Source organism: Paenibacillus sp. FSL K6-3182, assembly GCF_037976325.1.
Lineage (GTDB): Bacteria > Bacillota > Bacilli > Paenibacillales > Paenibacillaceae > Pristimantibacillus.
On sequence record NZ_CP150265.1, the window covers coordinates 2027957 to 2043731 of the forward strand.

General features: G+C 47.1%; 17 protein-coding genes. 7 read left to right on the plus strand and 10 right to left on the minus strand.

From position 1 onward, the window contains the following. Positions 1 to 12 precede the first annotated feature (12 nt). Together MHH56_RS08810 and MHH56_RS08815 are read left to right on the plus strand one after the other, a co-directional pair. Entirely contained in the window at positions 13 to 762 is a 750-nt protein-coding gene (locus MHH56_RS08810) for an ABC transporter ATP-binding protein (protein WP_339207781.1), read from the plus strand. Then, positions 762 to 2012 carry an ABC transporter permease gene (locus MHH56_RS08815; protein WP_339207782.1) on the plus strand — a complete coding sequence of 417 codons (1251 nt, stop codon included), beginning with the start codon at positions 762 to 764 and terminating at the stop codon, positions 2010 to 2012. The genes MHH56_RS08810 and MHH56_RS08815 overlap by 1 nt, the downstream gene beginning before the upstream one ends. A 106-nt stretch (positions 2013 to 2118) precedes the next feature. Here MHH56_RS08815 and MHH56_RS08820 read toward each other — a convergent pair whose 3' ends face one another. Continuing rightward, positions 2119 to 3423, minus strand: coding sequence for an aminotransferase class I/II-fold pyridoxal phosphate-dependent enzyme (locus MHH56_RS08820; RefSeq protein ID WP_339207783.1), 1305 nt, complete (start codon positions 3421 to 3423; stop codon positions 2119 to 2121). A gap of 206 nt (positions 3424 to 3629) precedes the next feature. Here MHH56_RS08820 and MHH56_RS08825 point away from each other — a divergent pair, with 206 nt between their 5' ends. Continuing rightward, complete coding sequence (locus MHH56_RS08825) at positions 3630 to 4415, plus strand: AraC family transcriptional regulator (protein ID WP_076267819.1); 786 nt, start codon at positions 3630 to 3632, stop codon at positions 4413 to 4415. 78 nt (positions 4416 to 4493) lie between these two features. Here the strand turns inward: MHH56_RS08825 and asd are convergent, their stop codons facing one another. Both asd and MHH56_RS08835 read right to left on the minus strand, forming a co-directional pair. Continuing rightward, positions 4494 to 5282 (minus strand): archaetidylserine decarboxylase, encoded by a 789-nt coding sequence (gene asd / locus MHH56_RS08830; RefSeq protein ID WP_339207784.1) that lies wholly within the window; start codon positions 5280 to 5282, stop codon positions 4494 to 4496. A 75-nt stretch (positions 5283 to 5357) separates the two neighbouring features. Then, positions 5358 to 6128, minus strand: a complete 771-nt coding sequence (locus tag MHH56_RS08835) for a tryptophan-rich sensory protein (protein WP_339207786.1) — start codon at positions 6126 to 6128, stop codon at positions 5358 to 5360. Positions 6129 to 6281: 153 nt separating this feature from the next. Here MHH56_RS08835 and MHH56_RS08840 point away from each other — a divergent pair, with 153 nt between their 5' ends. Beyond that, positions 6282 to 6578 (plus strand): hypothetical protein, encoded by a 297-nt coding sequence (locus MHH56_RS08840; RefSeq protein WP_339207787.1) that lies wholly within the window; start codon positions 6282 to 6284, stop codon positions 6576 to 6578. Positions 6579 to 6694: 116 nt separating this feature from the next. After that, positions 6695 to 7372, plus strand: coding sequence for an HAD family hydrolase (locus tag MHH56_RS08845; protein ID WP_339207789.1), 678 nt, complete (start codon positions 6695 to 6697; stop codon positions 7370 to 7372). A 114-nt stretch (positions 7373 to 7486) separates the two neighbouring features. On the opposite strand, the gene MHH56_RS08850 is transcribed toward MHH56_RS08845, so the two are convergent. The 6 genes from MHH56_RS08850 to MHH56_RS08875 are packed head-to-tail and all read right to left on the minus strand — an operon-like array spanning position 7487 to position 14253. Beyond that, positions 7487 to 8662, minus strand: a complete 1176-nt coding sequence (locus MHH56_RS08850; protein WP_339207791.1) for a YheC/YheD family protein — start codon at positions 8660 to 8662, stop codon at positions 7487 to 7489. Further along, the gene (locus tag MHH56_RS08855) at positions 8619 to 9116 is read right to left on the minus strand and encodes a GNAT family N-acetyltransferase (protein WP_339207793.1); all 498 of its coding nucleotides are present in this window, start codon (positions 9114 to 9116) and stop codon (positions 8619 to 8621) included. Before MHH56_RS08855 ends, MHH56_RS08850 begins: the two co-directional genes overlap by 44 nt. Before the next feature lies 1 nt (position 9117). Continuing rightward, complete coding sequence (locus MHH56_RS08860; protein WP_339207794.1) at positions 9118 to 10272, minus strand: YheC/YheD family protein; 1155 nt, start codon at positions 10270 to 10272, stop codon at positions 9118 to 9120. Continuing rightward, the gene (locus MHH56_RS08865; RefSeq protein ID WP_339207796.1) at positions 10272 to 11651 is read right to left on the minus strand and encodes a YheC/YheD family protein; all 1380 of its coding nucleotides are present in this window, start codon (positions 11649 to 11651) and stop codon (positions 10272 to 10274) included. The genes MHH56_RS08860 and MHH56_RS08865 overlap by 1 nt, the downstream gene beginning before the upstream one ends. Continuing rightward, on the minus strand, positions 11648 to 12871 hold the full coding sequence (locus MHH56_RS08870) for a YheC/YheD family protein (RefSeq protein WP_339207797.1): 1224 nt from the start codon (positions 12869 to 12871) through the stop codon (positions 11648 to 11650). Before MHH56_RS08870 ends, MHH56_RS08865 begins: the two co-directional genes overlap by 4 nt. 11 nt (positions 12872 to 12882) lie before the next feature. Beyond that, positions 12883 to 14253, minus strand: a complete 1371-nt coding sequence (locus MHH56_RS08875; protein ID WP_339209538.1) for a YheC/YheD family protein — start codon at positions 14251 to 14253, stop codon at positions 12883 to 12885. 236 nt (positions 14254 to 14489) lie between these two features. Between MHH56_RS08875 and MHH56_RS08880 the strand changes: the two genes are divergently transcribed. Together MHH56_RS08880 and MHH56_RS08885 are read left to right on the plus strand one after the other, a co-directional pair. Further along, the gene (locus tag MHH56_RS08880) at positions 14490 to 14825 is read left to right on the plus strand and encodes a YlbF family regulator (protein WP_339207798.1); all 336 of its coding nucleotides are present in this window, start codon (positions 14490 to 14492) and stop codon (positions 14823 to 14825) included. A 90-nt stretch (positions 14826 to 14915) separates the two neighbouring features. Then, complete coding sequence (locus tag MHH56_RS08885; RefSeq protein ID WP_339207799.1) at positions 14916 to 15200, plus strand: hypothetical protein; 285 nt, start codon at positions 14916 to 14918, stop codon at positions 15198 to 15200. A gap of 78 nt (positions 15201 to 15278) precedes the next feature. Here the strand turns inward: MHH56_RS08885 and MHH56_RS08890 are convergent, their stop codons facing one another. Continuing rightward, positions 15279 to 15632: a helix-turn-helix transcriptional regulator gene (locus tag MHH56_RS08890; protein ID WP_339207801.1), complete on the minus strand. Its 354-nt coding sequence runs from the start codon at positions 15630 to 15632 to the stop codon at positions 15279 to 15281. Between the last annotated feature and the right edge of the window lie 143 nt (positions 15633 to 15775).

Genomic DNA, 15775 nt, shown 5'->3' on the forward strand with positions numbered 1-15775 from the left:
GAAGGTGATAGGATGGATTCTATTTTACAGGTGAATGGTTTAATTGGCGGTTACAGCCCTCGAAGACCAGTACTGCATGATATCTCCTTTGAGGTAAAAGCGGGCGAGATGGTAGGATTAATCGGTCTGAATGGCGCTGGAAAAAGCACGACCATTAAGCATATTTTAGGTTTAATGAAGCCGCAGGCGGGGGAAGTAAAGGTTGATGGCGTTACGCTGGAGGAAGAAACGGAGCGTTACAGAAGCGCATTTGCTTATGTGCCGGAGACGCCGGTTCTATTTGATGAGCTGACCGTTGAGGAGCACTTGCGCTTAACGGGGATGGCCTATAGCGTAAAGGACAAGCAGTATGGTGATCGTGAGGACGAGCTGCTGAAGCAGTTCCAAATGACGCCAAAGCGTAAAGCCTTTGCGGCTCACTTATCCAAAGGCATGAAACAAAAGGTCATGATTATGAACGCGCTGCTCGCTGAGCCGCCGCTGTACATCATCGATGAGCCTTTTCTAGGGCTTGACCCGCTTGGCATTCGTTCCTTGCTGGAGCGGCTGGTTGAAGTAAAACAAAAGGGAGCAGCCATCCTAATGAGCTCGCATATCCTCTCAACTGTGGAAGCATATTGCGATCGTTTTATCGTCATGCACCACGGTAAAATCGTTGCGATCGGCACGCTCGATGATATTAGACAAGCAGCAGGCATGGACATGCGCAGCGGTTCTCTGGAGGATGCCTTCTATAAGCTCGTTACTGGGGGCAATGTTTGATGAGCAATATTAGCAAGCTGGAGCTGATGTGGCAGCAAAGAGCAAAGGCATTCCGCGGGGAAACCTTGCCTTATTTTCGGTATATGGGGCAAAGCGGCTTCCCAGCTTTTATGTCTTTAATCTTGATCTCCTCCACGATTGGATACATAAATTTAATTCGTCATATGCCAGCCAGCTTTCCCTTTGCGACTGTTGGTGTGATTGCATTAACGTTGATGTTGTGTTGGAGTCCGCTTCGTACGTGGCTTGCGGCCGGAGACGTCGTCTTTATGATGCCGCGTGAGGCAGAGATGGCCGGTTATTTGCGCTTATCGTTCCGACATACTTCAATTGCTTGTTCGATACTAGCTGCCATTGTGTTTCTTCTTTATTTGCCGATCTATAACCAAGGCCCAGCCATTAACGGCGCATTGCTTCTTGCAGTCGTGGCTGCCGCTCTGAAGGCGGGCAATGTATGGGGAGCATGGAAAGAGCGCCGAATGACTTGGGCTGGCATGCGACGTCTCATGCGTGTGCTGCGCTGGGCAATGACAGCATTGACGCTGGTAGCTTGGCTTACTTGTACCGCTTGGCAGGCTGCGGGGTTTACGCTGCTCATCGGTATACTGTCTATGCTGCTTTATCGTCTTCCAACAAAACATCCTTTTCCTTGGGAGAGGCTGATTGAAGAGGAAGCAAGGACACGCAAACGGTATTATGTTTTTTTTGGATTGTTTATCGATGTACCTACACTCCCATCGAGTATAGCAAGAAGATCGTATTTAAGCTGGATTCTGCGTACGATACCGTATTCGAATCGCAATACATTCGTTTATCTCTATACGGCATCTATGCTTAGAACCGAGATGGGCGGAATTATACTAAGGCTGCTTATTCTCGGCTGCCTCATCACCTATTGGTTTGCTGAAGCCGTATCGCTATCTGGTTATGGCAGTGTTCTCGTATTTTTTATTTTTATGGGGCTCATTGCAGTTCAATTAGGCGGCTTGCGTCATATCCATCGTTATTCGGTTTGGAAGCATGTGTACCCATTGCCGGAAAAACAGCGAATCGAGCAATATTTGAAAATCGATCGTTTGGCGATGGTGCTGTGCACGCTGATGCTGTGGCTGTTTGTTGCTTTGCCGCTGGCTTTGGCGGGCGGCGTTTACGTCCCTTCGCTCATAGCTATTGTACTTGCCGCCATGTATATCGCCATTCGTCCAGCGCGTCTGCGCAAGAAGCTTGCGAAAGATGAGGATGAAGACTAAGCAGAGCAGACTGAATACAAAAAAGAACCCCTGAGAGAAGCATTCGTAAAGAAATGCTGACTCAGGGGTTCTTTGCAATTATTCGCGAATGAAGTGCGAGTGTTTATTATACTTTTTGAGCAATCAAATCGTTAACCGCTTTGAAAATCGTATCGAACAGCTCTTCAAGATTTTCTTCCTCGATGCAAGAGAAAGCAACGCGAAGATCTGTTTCACCTAGAGCAATCGTACCGATTCCGTATTGGTTCAACAGATGTGCACGTACGGACTCAGCTGTAACGCCGCTTAGTGTTAGACACATAAAGTAGCCGGAGTTGAATGGGTAATAGCCCCATACATCGCCATAACGACCGCTGTCGAGCAACGATTTTACGCGATTGGCGCGGCGTTTCATAATATCGTATTTCTCCGCTTTTTGAGCTTCGAATTCAGGTGAAGTCAAAGCGCGCAATACGAATGTTTGTGATGGATGCGGGCCGCTGGAAATCGTGGCACGAATGATACCAATTGTTTTTTGCTCCAACGCATTCAAAGTAGCCGCAGAAGTTGAACCATACGTAATGAAGCCTACGCGGAAGCCCCATACGTACTCTTCTTTGGTCGCACCGTCAACTTTAACGGCAAGCACACGCGGATGCAGATCAGCAAGCTTGGAGAACAGTGATTCTTGCATGGAATCTTCGAAAAATAAACCAAAATAAGCATCGTCTGTTACAACAACTACATTGATGCCAGCTTCCGCTGCGTCGTGAATGGCAGCGACGATTTCATCGCCTTCCTGTGGACCAGGCGTGTAGCCAGTAGGGTTGTTTGGAAAGTTCAGCACAACGATGGCTTTCCCTTTGTCCTTCTGAGCCAGCAAGGCTTCGCGAAGGCCAGCGCTGTTGAAGCGAGTTTGGTCGTTATACAGCGGGTATTCTACAATTTCAGCACCGCGGCGGATACCGAATGTCAATTCGTAGTTTTCCCAGTTTTTATTAGGGATGATTACAGCGTCACCCGCATTAGCGAATAGATCAGCTACGATGCTAAGACCGTGGGTCAATGCATTTGTAACGACTGGCGTACCAAAGCCCTTTGATTCAAGGGAAGGGTTGTCTTTGATCATTTTTGTACGCCAAGCAGCACGAAGCTCAGGCTTTCCTGCAGGAGGCGCATATTCATATATATCTTTCGGATTGTATGCAGAGAGGGTATCTTGGATGACCTTTAGGTGCATCGGTTGTCCGCCTTCTGTTGCAATTCCAATAGTAGCATTAAATTTAGTTGCTTTCGTTTTCGCTTCGGCGGACTGACTGAGAATGCCCTCCTTCGGGAAATAAATCGCTTTGCCTAAGTCTGACAACATCGCATAAACGTTAGGGCTTTCTGCTTGTAACGTCTTGTTTAATTGCTGAGCAAGTGGGTTCATGGACTTTATTCCATCCTTCCGAAATCATTCATTTGAATGTAGTATAATTAGGCGTTAGCCGTTTATTCTTGTCGGGTGCTATTATAACATTTTTTTTGAGATGGAAACCATTCACAAAGCAAATTTTTTCGTAACTTCATGTGGCTTGCGCAATAGTTTCTCCCTGTTGTATGATGACGGCATAGATTTGTACAGGAGGTTTCCTTATGCTGCACATTTCGCCTAATTCGTTCATCCTGTTACCTGCGTTTGCCAAAATCGTATGTGAGCCGGGTTGGAGATGGGCTAGACGCGAGAAGCCGATGGCCAATTTTGATTTATTTTATGTTTGGAGCGGAGAAGGGGAAGTTGAAGTCAACGGTACTCACTATGAGGTTGGTCCGGGAAGCTGCTTCTTGTTTCGTCCGGGCGACTACACAAGCTCCACTCATAACCCGCAGCGCCCGCTCGTATTATCCTATATTCACTTTGCCATTAATGAAACGATAGATGCTGTGCCGAGCCGGTATAGGCAATTGAATGACACGGTCGACTTTGAATATATGCTCTCACGCTATGTAAGGCTGTTTCTTGTAAAAACGTATGCAGCGGAAGAGGAGGCGCAGCTTGTTCTTAAGCAGCTGATGATTCATTTGCTTAGAGAGGACAAGCAGCTGCCTGTCGAGAAGAAGGCAAGCAATCAATTGACAGAGGCCATTCATGAGGTGGCAAACTTTGTTCGGCAAAATCCAAGCATTGCGCACCGTGTAGAGGATTTAGCGATGCGGGCGCAGCTGTCGCCCCGATATTTTTCAATGAAATTCAAAGAACTGATCGGCATGTCAGTGCAAACCTACATGATTCGCACGAGAATTGAACGGGCGCAGCATTTGCTCATGCACGCCGGGATGAATGTGACCGAGGTAGCAGATGCACTCGGCTATCGGGATATCTTTTTTTTCAGCAGGCAGTTTAAGCAGTATACGGGGCGAAGCCCCTCGGAGATCAGATAGGCTAATAAACGAAAAACCCCGAATTCACTCATCGCTGAGAAATTCGGGGTTTTTCGTTTTGAGCTAAGTCTGCTTCAGTTAGTTTTCGTGGAGTGATCCGAGCTTCTCACCCATACGCACCTTCGATCCAAGCATGTGGTTGTCACGTGGAGTAAAGGTTCCGTCTTCAAGCAGCAGCACTACAGTAGAACCGAATTCAAAGTAGGCGAGCTCTTCACCCTTGAACATTTCTTCCTTAAGGGGCTGTACGTACTGAATACTGCTTACGTTCATTGCGCCAACTTTGACAACGGCCGTTTCCCCTGCATGATGCTGCATATAGGTAATCAACCGCTCGTTGCGGCTAAGCACTCTGCGCATATGGCGAAGACCAAAGTCATTAACCGGATAAACTTTTCCTTCAATATGCTCACGCTCTACAACACGACCGCTGACTGGCGTATGTATACGATGGTAATCGGTTGGGCTCAAATAAAGAACGAAATAATAGCCGTTCATATAATTGGAAGTTCGCGGAGACCGATTAAGAAGCTCCTCAATCGTATAGTCCTGCCCCTTTACGTTAACAATCGTGCCGCTGCTTATTGGCCCAGCTCCGGTTATGAGAGCATCAACAGGACTGACAAGCGAGTCCTCATCTGCATGCACATCACGCAGACCGGGTTTTAATCGCCGTGTAAAAAACTCGTTTAACGTTTTATATTGGGCTAGAGGTTTCTCAGCTTCCTCAGTTTTAATGCCATATGTCGCAGCAAAACGGGAAATAAATCGACGGCTGGCAGCCGATTGAGCGAATTTTCCGGTTATGCGAGATATCCATTTGCGCGAGCTTAATTCTGTCATGGAACGAAGCAGCCATTTTATCATACGTGAACCGTCACGTCCTTTCCTGCAAGGAGGCATTCGTCCTCACACACATCAAACAGTGTGACATATCCGGTTCTATTTTTCAATATGCAACTGCTTTCCTTTCCTTGCCTGAACCCAAATAACAATGGCCGTAATCATTAAGATAGCAGCAGCGATGCTGGCTGAGAGACTAACCTCGGGCTGCTGATCCTGCTTTATGGCAATAGCTATAAACGACCAAACAAACACAAGAACAAAGGCTGGGTCCACAAATTTAAAACCGATAACAACAGCAAGCAGAGTGGCTGCAATCAACATAATAATAGTCCAAGCAGCATCAGATAAACCAAGGCCATTCCACTCGGCGGCGTACAAAACAACAGCTACATTTACAATAGCCGCTACGCAAATCCAGCCTAAGTAAATGCTGAAAGGCAGCCGTACAAGCCATTGTTCCATAGGAGCAGGAGGCTGCTTATCTTTTCGAATGGCGGTATAAATAACGATTAGTGAGATTAGCAGGGCGAACATAATGAATACGCTGCTGGTTAGTTTCTCATAGTGCCACAGGAGAATCCAAGCCACGTTGAACAAGCAGCTAATGATGAACCATGGGCCGATGTTCTGCACATTTTTGCTTTTGCCAGCATGTGGCTTGAACTGATAAATGACGAAACCAAACAGCAGCAAATAAATAATTGACCAAATGGAGAAGGCATATGGCGCAGGAGTAATAAGTACAGGGTACTTGGCGGATATTTCTCCAGTCGTTTTCCCGTTGATAGGAAGCCACTGCGCAAGTCCATTAACTGCAAGCACGGCGGCGAGACCGGCAACATTCAACCAGCGAATAAGAGTTTTCATACAGCATTCCTCCAAAATGTTACTTTTATTGGACTTCTTTATCATATGTAAACAAGCTTGATCACTTTTATTCGTTATATTCTCATTCCATCGAGAAATGTGAGGTTTAAGTGTACAGCAAATGACCAATCCTATCACAAGAGGTGATGGCAAATGATGATATTAATTGGTGCGGCACTAGCGGTTGGCGCAATACTCATGGGCTGGTTGAGTCGAATGAGTGCCTCAGTCAATCGAGTTTTGGATGGGCTTGCGGTTACGGCCATCTTTTTATTTTTTGTAACCGCAGCGGCTGCCATAGCGCAGACTCTCATGGATGATACGGTATTTATGACGGAAGTGCATCGTGTACTTAAAAATATCGTTTTTTTAATAAGTGGCGCTTATCTTGGCCCTTATGCGCTGATGAGAATAGCGCTGCAGTCTTCCGCTATGCATAGGCGAAATTGACTAAAGATTCTCTGTCGTTGACGAAGCACGTGATAAACGATCAACCCTCATCAAGCCTTGCGATCATTTCCTATATTCCGTTATGATAAGAGCAGACTTTGAAGGAGGTTTCAACTATGGGAATACATAAGCTGCGAAAGCCTGAGGCTGTCATATTTGATATGGATGGAACGTTGTTTGAAACGGATAAATTGCTGGTGCCTGTTCATCACCGCGTTTTTGAGACGCTAAGGGAAGAGGGGCTTTACGAGCATGAAACGCCGCCTGTAGAACGGCTGCTAAGCTGCTTAGGCATGCTGCTGGAGGATATTTGGCGGCAGGTTATGCCAGATAGTACAGAGGCTGCTCGGAAGCGGGCTGATGTCTTGCTGCTTCAGTACGAGCGCGAAGGCTTGGAAAGAGGCGAAGGCGAGCTGTACCCATTTGTCGAGGAAACGCTGCGTGAGCTGCATTCACGTGGGATTAAGCTGTTTGTAGCCAGCAATGGGCTTGAGGAATATGTGAAGGGCGTTGCTGAATTCAAAGGCATTGCGCCTCTATTTGACGGCTTATACAGTGCGGGAGAATATGAGACTTCAACTAAAGTCGACTTAGTTGCTCGCCTGCTTAAGGATCACAATATCCAATCAGCTTGGATGGTAGGAGACCGCTCTTCGGATGTGGAAGCGGGCAAAGGCAACGGCCTTCAAACGATCGGCTGTGCGTATGCTACATATGGCCGTGCTTCAGAAATTGAGGGAGCGGATGTGCTGATTAACGATTTCCGCGAGCTCCTGCCTTTATTGGAACAATAATAAGCAGCTTGAATATAGCGCGTTGCAAAAAAACACACCTGCTAGGGAGGCCGAGTGATGGCGCCGCCCTAACAGGTGTGTTTTTTTGCTATGGATTTCAAATGCTCAGCCGCATCACAGCTCCTTATCAGAAATGAAGTTCTCATCCACACGGGTATCTGATACGGCAGCCTGCTTCTCTTTACCTTTCCTTCGCTTCTTCTGGTTATAAATCCAGATGGCATATTCCAGAGGTCTAATAATCGCATTGCGATAAACCTCTTTCTCTCCTGCCTGTGCAAATACTTCCCTAGCTGGCTTCGGATTTACCTCCAGCAGCCAGATCCCGCCTTTTCGATCAATTGCCAAATCGAGAGCAAGCTCACAAAGTCTGCCGTAATTTTGCTCTAAGTAAGCGGCAATGCCGACCCCCAGATTCTCTGTCTCTTCCTTAACCTGCGCGACCTTCGCATCATCGCGAAGCCATTCCTTGAGCAAGCTGCTCATCTTAGCAGCATTGCCGCCGCCGTGTAAATTAGAGGTAATGCTGCCGGATGCCCCGATTCGTCCAGCGCAACCGGTAACTTCCCAATTGCCTTCTCCGTTTTTTTGAACAAGCATCCGATAATCGTGCACACGTCCGCTAGCAAGCTTTATTTGAATGCCCTGCTGGGCGATATAGCGATTTCCTTTCAAATTCCAAGGAGCCAAATAGCTGTTTAAACCTGCAGTGGAAATATATTGCGGTCGAATAATTTTTCTTGATTGATCCCGGCCTTGGATGTGAAGCTGACCATCCTTGCGCCGCTCGATTCGCAAAATTCCTCTGCCGCCGGTTCCGTTAATCGGTTTGAGATACACAAGCGGATGTTTTCGGATCATGTCGGTAATATCTTGATTGTCATTTACATACTTCGTGGCAGGCAGATAGCTTTTATATCGAGAATCTTTTGAGAGGATGCGATGGATGGTCCATTTGTTGCGAAGCGGGCGATTAAGGAACGTAAGATGTCCATAGCGTTCACGGAACTTTTTGAGCTGGTCAAAGCGATAGGTACGTTGGATTCGGCATCGATCATAAATCATATTTGGAAACGAGGTCCACCTTCGTGACCATGTTTGTGTGTCAAGATTGTAGAACTGCGCGTGAATTTTGTTGTTAATATAATTGACGTCCATTGGCGTAAATACGAAGACGCTTAGTCCCAGCTTTCGTCCAGCGGAAGTCATTTTCTGATAGATGGAACGTTCCTCCAGATGTCCGGCTTCATTGAGATATAGAGTCAGGATGCCTAGGACGGGCTGTTTCATTCGTGGTTCCCCTTTCAAAGCGAAGCGTTGGTTTGCCTGTTGGCCCTCTATGCATGGAAACGGCTGTCATGCCTAAACGAAAACATAAAGCCATGCTTGCCGTATTGTCCGTTGCCACATTGCAAGTGAGTTTCCCTAAACGTTGAATCATGGCTTGAACGAGTGAACTGCCAATCCCGAGGCTTCGAGCTTCGGGATGGACGACGACCATGCATGCAGCCTCGCCGCCGTCCTCTGCAAAACCGAAGCCGACGACGCGGTTGCCCTGCTTAGCAATAGCAGCAACCGCGCCGCATGGACGGCTCACTCCATCTTGTAGTAATGAAGGATCAAGCTTTCGGAGCGCATGAATAGTCGAAACTGCAAGCCGCTTATCTCCGAAGCGAATGGCAAAGCCAATGAGTCTTTTTTGTTCCGCTAACCATGCTTCCGGTGTAAGCAGCTCTAAATCCACGTTATGCGCCTCCTGCTTTTTCTAATTTTGTTCTAGCTAAATAAGCTCCATAATGAAATACGCGCTCTAACGATTTTTGACGAATATGAGGCTCGTCGAATTTCATAGGCTTAGAATTAGCTTCGAAAAACCACATATTCCCTACGCTGTCGACGCCTAAATCCAACGACATTTCGCCGAGCTGCTGGCCTGAGGCGCGTTCAATCTGCTTAGCGATAAGAACGGCCGCATTTTTTGCTTTTACAAGCAGTTTACGCGCCTGCTCTTCATTAAATGAATTAATGAGCAGTTTCTCTGGGTCTTCAATCATACCGCCGCGAGGAACATGGGTCGTAATGCTGGATGCGCCTGCAATTCGGGCGCCTATTCCAGTAATATCCCATTGCCCTCGTTGGTTTTTTTGAACAAGCGCGCGAAGGTCAAATCTTCGGTCCTGGAAGGAGGCGAGCTTGATGCCTTGTTGAGCGATATAGGCCTCGTTGCCGCTTTGTTTCTGAATACGACTCCAAAGTTTATGAAGGGTGGAGCAGTTGTAAGTTGTGCTCTTTTTGTTTTCTTGTATTCTTAGCCGATAAGGAAGCTGCTTCTCAGCGTGAACCTTGATCGTCATTATGCCTTTTCCTGCTTTTCCGCTTTCTGGCTTTAGATAAAGATAGGAATGTTTTCGCATCATGCGTTCCAGGCTCGTAACCGAAACGAGTTTTCGTGTTAATGGGATATAAGGTTTGGTCAGTTTTGATAAACGAAGCCATTCGAATAAATCCCATTTGTTGAAAAAAGCCGGATTAAACAGCGTGACTCGCGGATGCTTGCGGCAGGCGTTGATCTTTTGCCTTACAGCCGGTTGGATCTCATCTTCGCGCAGCGGAATTCGGTTGTAAATCACGTCGGGAAAGGGCAGCAATCTCTGCTGCCAGCTGTCCTCAGCTTCATTGAAGACATATCCCTTTAAGCTGCTTCTGGTCAGAAGCAGGTTTTTTACGGTGAGGACATAAACGATGAAACCCATCGATTGACCCGTTCTAATCAAATCGACAAAATTGCTTCGATTGCCGCGAAAGAGCTGAACATCATCATCGATCGTCAAAATCGCCAATACGGTTCGGCCGGCACGCTGCTCTCTAACGTCTGCATCATCGGGTAGTAAGCTATCCATCAGCTGGTACCTCCCTCATCTTTGAAGCGACTGAGATACAAGCAATGCTCTAAGATGTAAGATAGCGAAGCGCGGCCCTCAGAGCGAAGCGCTGGATGCTTGAAGATTGATCGTCCAGGCTTGGCGTTCGCTTCGAACATCCATACTTCTCCATCCTTATCAATGCCGAGATCCAGTCCCAGCTCACCAAGTCTATGAGGGTAGTTGCGTTCGATAGCTTCTGATAGTTTAATCGCAGCCAGCTTTGCTTTCTCAAGAACGGCATCTGCTTGCGAGCCGAATGTTTTGCCAAGCGCTTGCTCAGGCGTCATGAGCGAGCCGCCGTTTTTCACATGCGTAGTTACACTTCCCCGGCCTGCTTTTTTGGCTCCGATTCCAGCAGGAACCCACTCGTTGCTGCCGTTCTTATGCATGTGGAAGCGAAAATCGAGCGGGCAGCTGTCGATCTCAACTAAGCGAATGCCTTGCTGAACGACATAATGATTCAAGCTGCTGCCATGCTTCGCCTGAAGCATCCGCATTAAGCTGCTGAATTGCGTGAATCGAAGCAGCACATTTTGGCTGCCCTTGCGATAGCGGGCGAAATACCCGCGCTTCGGGTGATAGGTCAGTCGGTAGATTCCTACTCCGAGGCTGCCTGCCGTAGGTTTGAAATAAAGAAATTGATGTTTCTCCAGCATTTCCTTAATTTTTTCGGCAGATGGACCAGAGACCGATTCAGGCAAATGAGTCAGCGCTTCAGGGTCATTATCAAGCAGCTTGTAGACATCTGCCTTATTGAAGAAGCTCCAATTAAAAAATGGGATTTTGCGGCGCACGAAGCGTTCGCGCAGTGAGTTAATGGATGCGGATGTCTCCGCTTTGCGGCTCGGAAGACGATTGTACACGACGTCCGGGAGCGGAACGATTTTGCGATACCAGCCGCCCTGCGGGTTAAGGAAATAGCCGTTGACCGTTTCTTGCTGCCAGTTGATGTCGCTTGGTGTAAAGCCGAAAAGGTAAGCTTTATGTTCACCTGTTTTAATGACTTGCTTGATAAATCCGGTACGCGCACCAAAAGGATTGCTCTCAGAGCGTGTCGAATTGTCGCTCAGTATGCCGACCAGCGGTCCGAGCTGAACCTCATTATCGCCTGAATTGAGCACGTAAACGTTGCCTGACTTCGGCACTCTAATCGATTGACGGATGGCAGTTGATAAATACAGATGATTGCCCGGCCGCTTCAATGGCTTGATTTCAGCTACGATTACCTCTTTGCCCAGCTTGAGGTGAACCGATTTTTTGCCTGAGAGCTTGAGTTGTTTGAGCAGTGGGCTGGATAAATAGACAATTTTATTCGATTGCTGTGAGAAATGTACGTTACAAGTTGTCAAACTCATCGATGAACCTCCTGAACGTTGAAAGGCCGTAATTGGTTGTCGGAACTTGAATGATGACGACGGCCATTTGCGAATTCATTGGCTACAAAGGACGGTGATAGTCGCCTAGACAGCATTCGTGCATATAGAAGCGGTCTTTCAATGGAAAGCCGCTCGGCCTCATGATCGCTTATGATTCCAAAGGAAGAGCGGCCAGGCTTCGAGTTCGCTTCGAGCAGCCATATTCGGCCGCTCTGATCAATGCCATAATCTAACCCCAGCTCGGCAAATCTGCCGAATTTGCTTTCCAGTCGTTCTGACGTTTGCTTGCTTATTGTATGGATCATCTCTAGCAAACGTTCGGATTTTGACTCGCCAAATTTGGCTGACAGCAGCTTTGACGCCGGGACGGCGACGCCCCCGCCATGAAGATTGGATGTTAAGGAGCCCGCTTGCCCTGTGCGTACAGCGGCTCCCGAGATCGACCATCTGCTCTTCTCATCCTTTTGAATGAGCACTCGTAAATCAAATGGTTTGTTGTCATTGCCGCTAAGCTCCAGATAGGGCTGAATCAAATAGGAGGTTCCACTTATGAAACGATGAATCCATCGCTCAAAAGCTAAATCCTCCTTAAAGGAGACCGAGAAGGGATGATTTCTTCGGTTTCGACCTTTTATGAGCAGTGATTGCTCAAACGGGCAGCGCTTCACAAGGATGATGCCTCTGCCATGCATCCCTGAGGAAGGCTTAAGAATGATGCCTCCTCGGAAACGATCGGCGAGCTCAAGAAGCTGCTGTGTCGTTTGCATGGGAAGAGTAAGCGGCAAATGCCTGCTCAGCATATGGTCTTCTTTGAGTGCTTCATACACATCGAGCTTCCCAGGAAGTTTTCCGTTTAGAAGCTGGTAAGGCTTAACTTGAGCAAGGGAACTGAGCATGCGGCGGCAGTTTATTCGCTGATTGGCTTCAGTAAAGAAACAGCGGTCATAGATGATGTCAGGAAATGGGACGGTCTGTTTAGAAAAATGCTCGTTCTCCAATCGATAGCCTACGAGAGACTCCGTATGCTGCTGAAAGTCTTCTGCTGTAACTACATAAACGTCCATGCCAAGCTGCTCGCCGGCAATGCTGAGCGCACGATAGAAGGAAGGCTCTGGCATTACCAGAATGGATGCATGCTCTGAGGCATTATCGTTGATTGAGGCCACGAGAATGGCAAGTTTGACCTTTCGATTCTGCATAGAAGCCTCCGTTAAAAACCCGCTAAAAAACGGGAGTATTGAATCATCATGCGGACGGATGGACGAATTTTATTGTCATTTAGCGGTGTGTTATCATTTTTTGACGGTTTGGAATTGACTTCCAGCAGCCACACGCGGCCTGCCGTATCCATTGCAAGATCGATGCCGAGCTCACCGAAATGTGCTGGTATTTGCGCATCAACGCCGCGCGCGATATTTAGCGCTGCCTGTTGGAGCCGCTGCGCTGCTTCCTGCCTGCTAACCCCTGCCTGCAGATTTGATTTTGCAACAGCTTCTCCAACCGTGCTGAGCGTGCCGCCGCGCGCTAAGTTTGAGACAAAATGATGAGTACCGGCTGTACGGGCTACAATGGATGTGATCGTCCATTTACCGCTCGAATTTTTTTGGACGAGCGCGCGGAAGTCGACTGGCCGCTTCTGGATTTCAATGAGCTGCAATCCCTGTTGAATCTGGTATCTCACGGTTTTCATCTTCGCGGATATCGTTGAGAAGAGCTTAACCAAGCTCGTAAACTGCTGCCTTCGAGTACCCGCCGAAGTCGCATACATCACTTGGTAATTGCTCGAATCAAGATGAGTGATCCGAATGATTCCTTTTCCTAAGCTGCCGCGAACAGGTTTGAGAAAGACGCTGCTGTACCGAGAGCACATTGATTTCAGCATCGTATAGTTGCGCAGCAGATGCGACTCAGGCAAATAGCGAACCAAGCTTTCATCTTTCTTAAGCGCATCGAAAACCTCGGTTTTATCCAAAAACTTTTCATTGAAAACGGTAGTCTGATGGTGCTGTTTTACTTCTTTCATGAAATGTTGTACGCTGGGTCTGTTCTCCAATTTTCGTGAGGTAAGACGGTTATTAACGACGTCAGGAACGGGCATCGAGAGCTTCCGCCAGCCGTCGGAATAGATCCAGCCATCAATGTTGTCGATACTTGTGCCGATCTGATTAGGTGTGAAAAAATAAACGTACGCGCCTTGCGCTGTACAGGCTTCAACAAGCTCCCTGCAAAACATAGTAATGGAACCAAAGGGTTTATCCGGCATATGCGGATAATCTCGGCTAATGAGAACGCCGATTAAAGGCCCAAAAACGAGTGTGGCAGTGCTGGCTTTGTATTGCAGTCGGATCGATGTGCCGTTTGTTAATCCCATCTGTCTGGCTAAACTTTGACTGATCCTCATTCCGTCGTACTTTGCGACAGGAATAACCTTTACATGCTGCCGAAAAGCACCAAACTTTACGAGAATGTGCTGGCCTTGAGGGATTTTCCACTGCTTTACTTGTGCTTCGCCAAGCATGAGCGTATCCTCCGGAAGCATACCGGAGCTGATCACCTGTACGGCTACTTTCGATTTGAGCATCATAAATCTCCTTCCAAGCAGGAGGATGACGATAAGAGGTTAGCGGCCTATAGGTGTTTTACACGAATTACTTCAGCATATGAGGACATCTATTCCTTTGTGAATCAGAAACGGTTCTGAAGCTTGTGTTGTTTTAGCATGCTTTTCCATCAAGGATTTGGTTCTTGTATAGAATAACGGGTATGATTGGACGTATTGAATACCAAATGAGAGCGATATGAATGGGAGAGAGACGAATGAACATTTATGACAAAGCTTATGAATTAGCGAAGGCGCTTAAGGAAAGCGAAGAGGCATTGCTATTAAAGGCTGCGAAGCTGGAAGCAGAAGCTGATGCAGTAGCAAAGGCAATGCTGGATGATTTTCGCGAGCGGCAAAACTTTTTACAGCAAAAAATGATGGCTGGTGAAGAGCCTTCTGCCGAAGATATGGAGAAGATGAGCAAGCTCTATGAAGTAATTACGCTTAATCCGTTGATAGGCAAATTGATGGATGCGGAGCGCCGGTTTGCCGTCGTGTTTGAGGATGTTAACCGCATTATGTCCGATGTGCTGAAGTCCATTGTAGACTAATAGGAGACATATACCCTGTCCCTCCTTCATAGAATGATTATGCGGACAAGAATATAAGCCGCTTATGACCGTGTGAAGGAGCTGAAGGGAATGTTAGCTGGAAAAGGCCGTCATGTATTGTATTTGCTTATTGCGCTGGCGATGCTTGTATATGCGATTCCGCGTCTCGAGCTGAATGCGCCTTGGAGCTTGATGAGTGTATTCGGATTAGTATGGATTTTGTTCTCTTTAATCATCATAACGTCTCATGTCAATGCGCTGGTTATGAATGATGAGAGACGGAAGGAGCTCGCGCGCATTAAGAGAGCGAAGGCGCTGTTATGGGAGCAGAAGCTTGTTCAGAAGGCGACAACTGCCCGCAGAGCCCGAGGTTAGCATACAACAAAAAAAGATCCGTCGGTATTATACTGACGGATCTTTTTCTTGTTTATAACCATATTTGACGAAACCTTCTTATTGAATTTCTTTAAATTGAACAAGCTGCTTAACGAATTTATATACCGCTTCCTGCTCCTTTAAGCTTAAGCCGTTCATTTGGTGGGCAACCTTCGTGGCATATCCTTCATCGTCAGTATCATCTGCAGCATCGGGGCTTGGAACAACGTTCACGATTCTCTCGAGAGGCGTTTGAAGGGCAAACGCGATTTTGCTTAGCACATCAATCGTTGGATTTTTTTCTCCCCGCTCAACCTGTCCCATATAGGAAGCATTTATATCAGCGCGAAGAGCAAGCTGTTCTTGACTAAGCCCTCTTTTTTTGCGCAGCAGTCGAATGTTCTCTCCTACAAGTCCTGCAATCCCACTCATTGATTCACCTCAGCCTAACGATAAAACTTTACTAGTCTATCAACAACATTCTATAGAGCATATTAAAAAGAGTGACTATAGTCATTGACTAATAGATGGTCTCTTTACTATAATTGTGTAAAAAAGTATCATTCTAATAATAT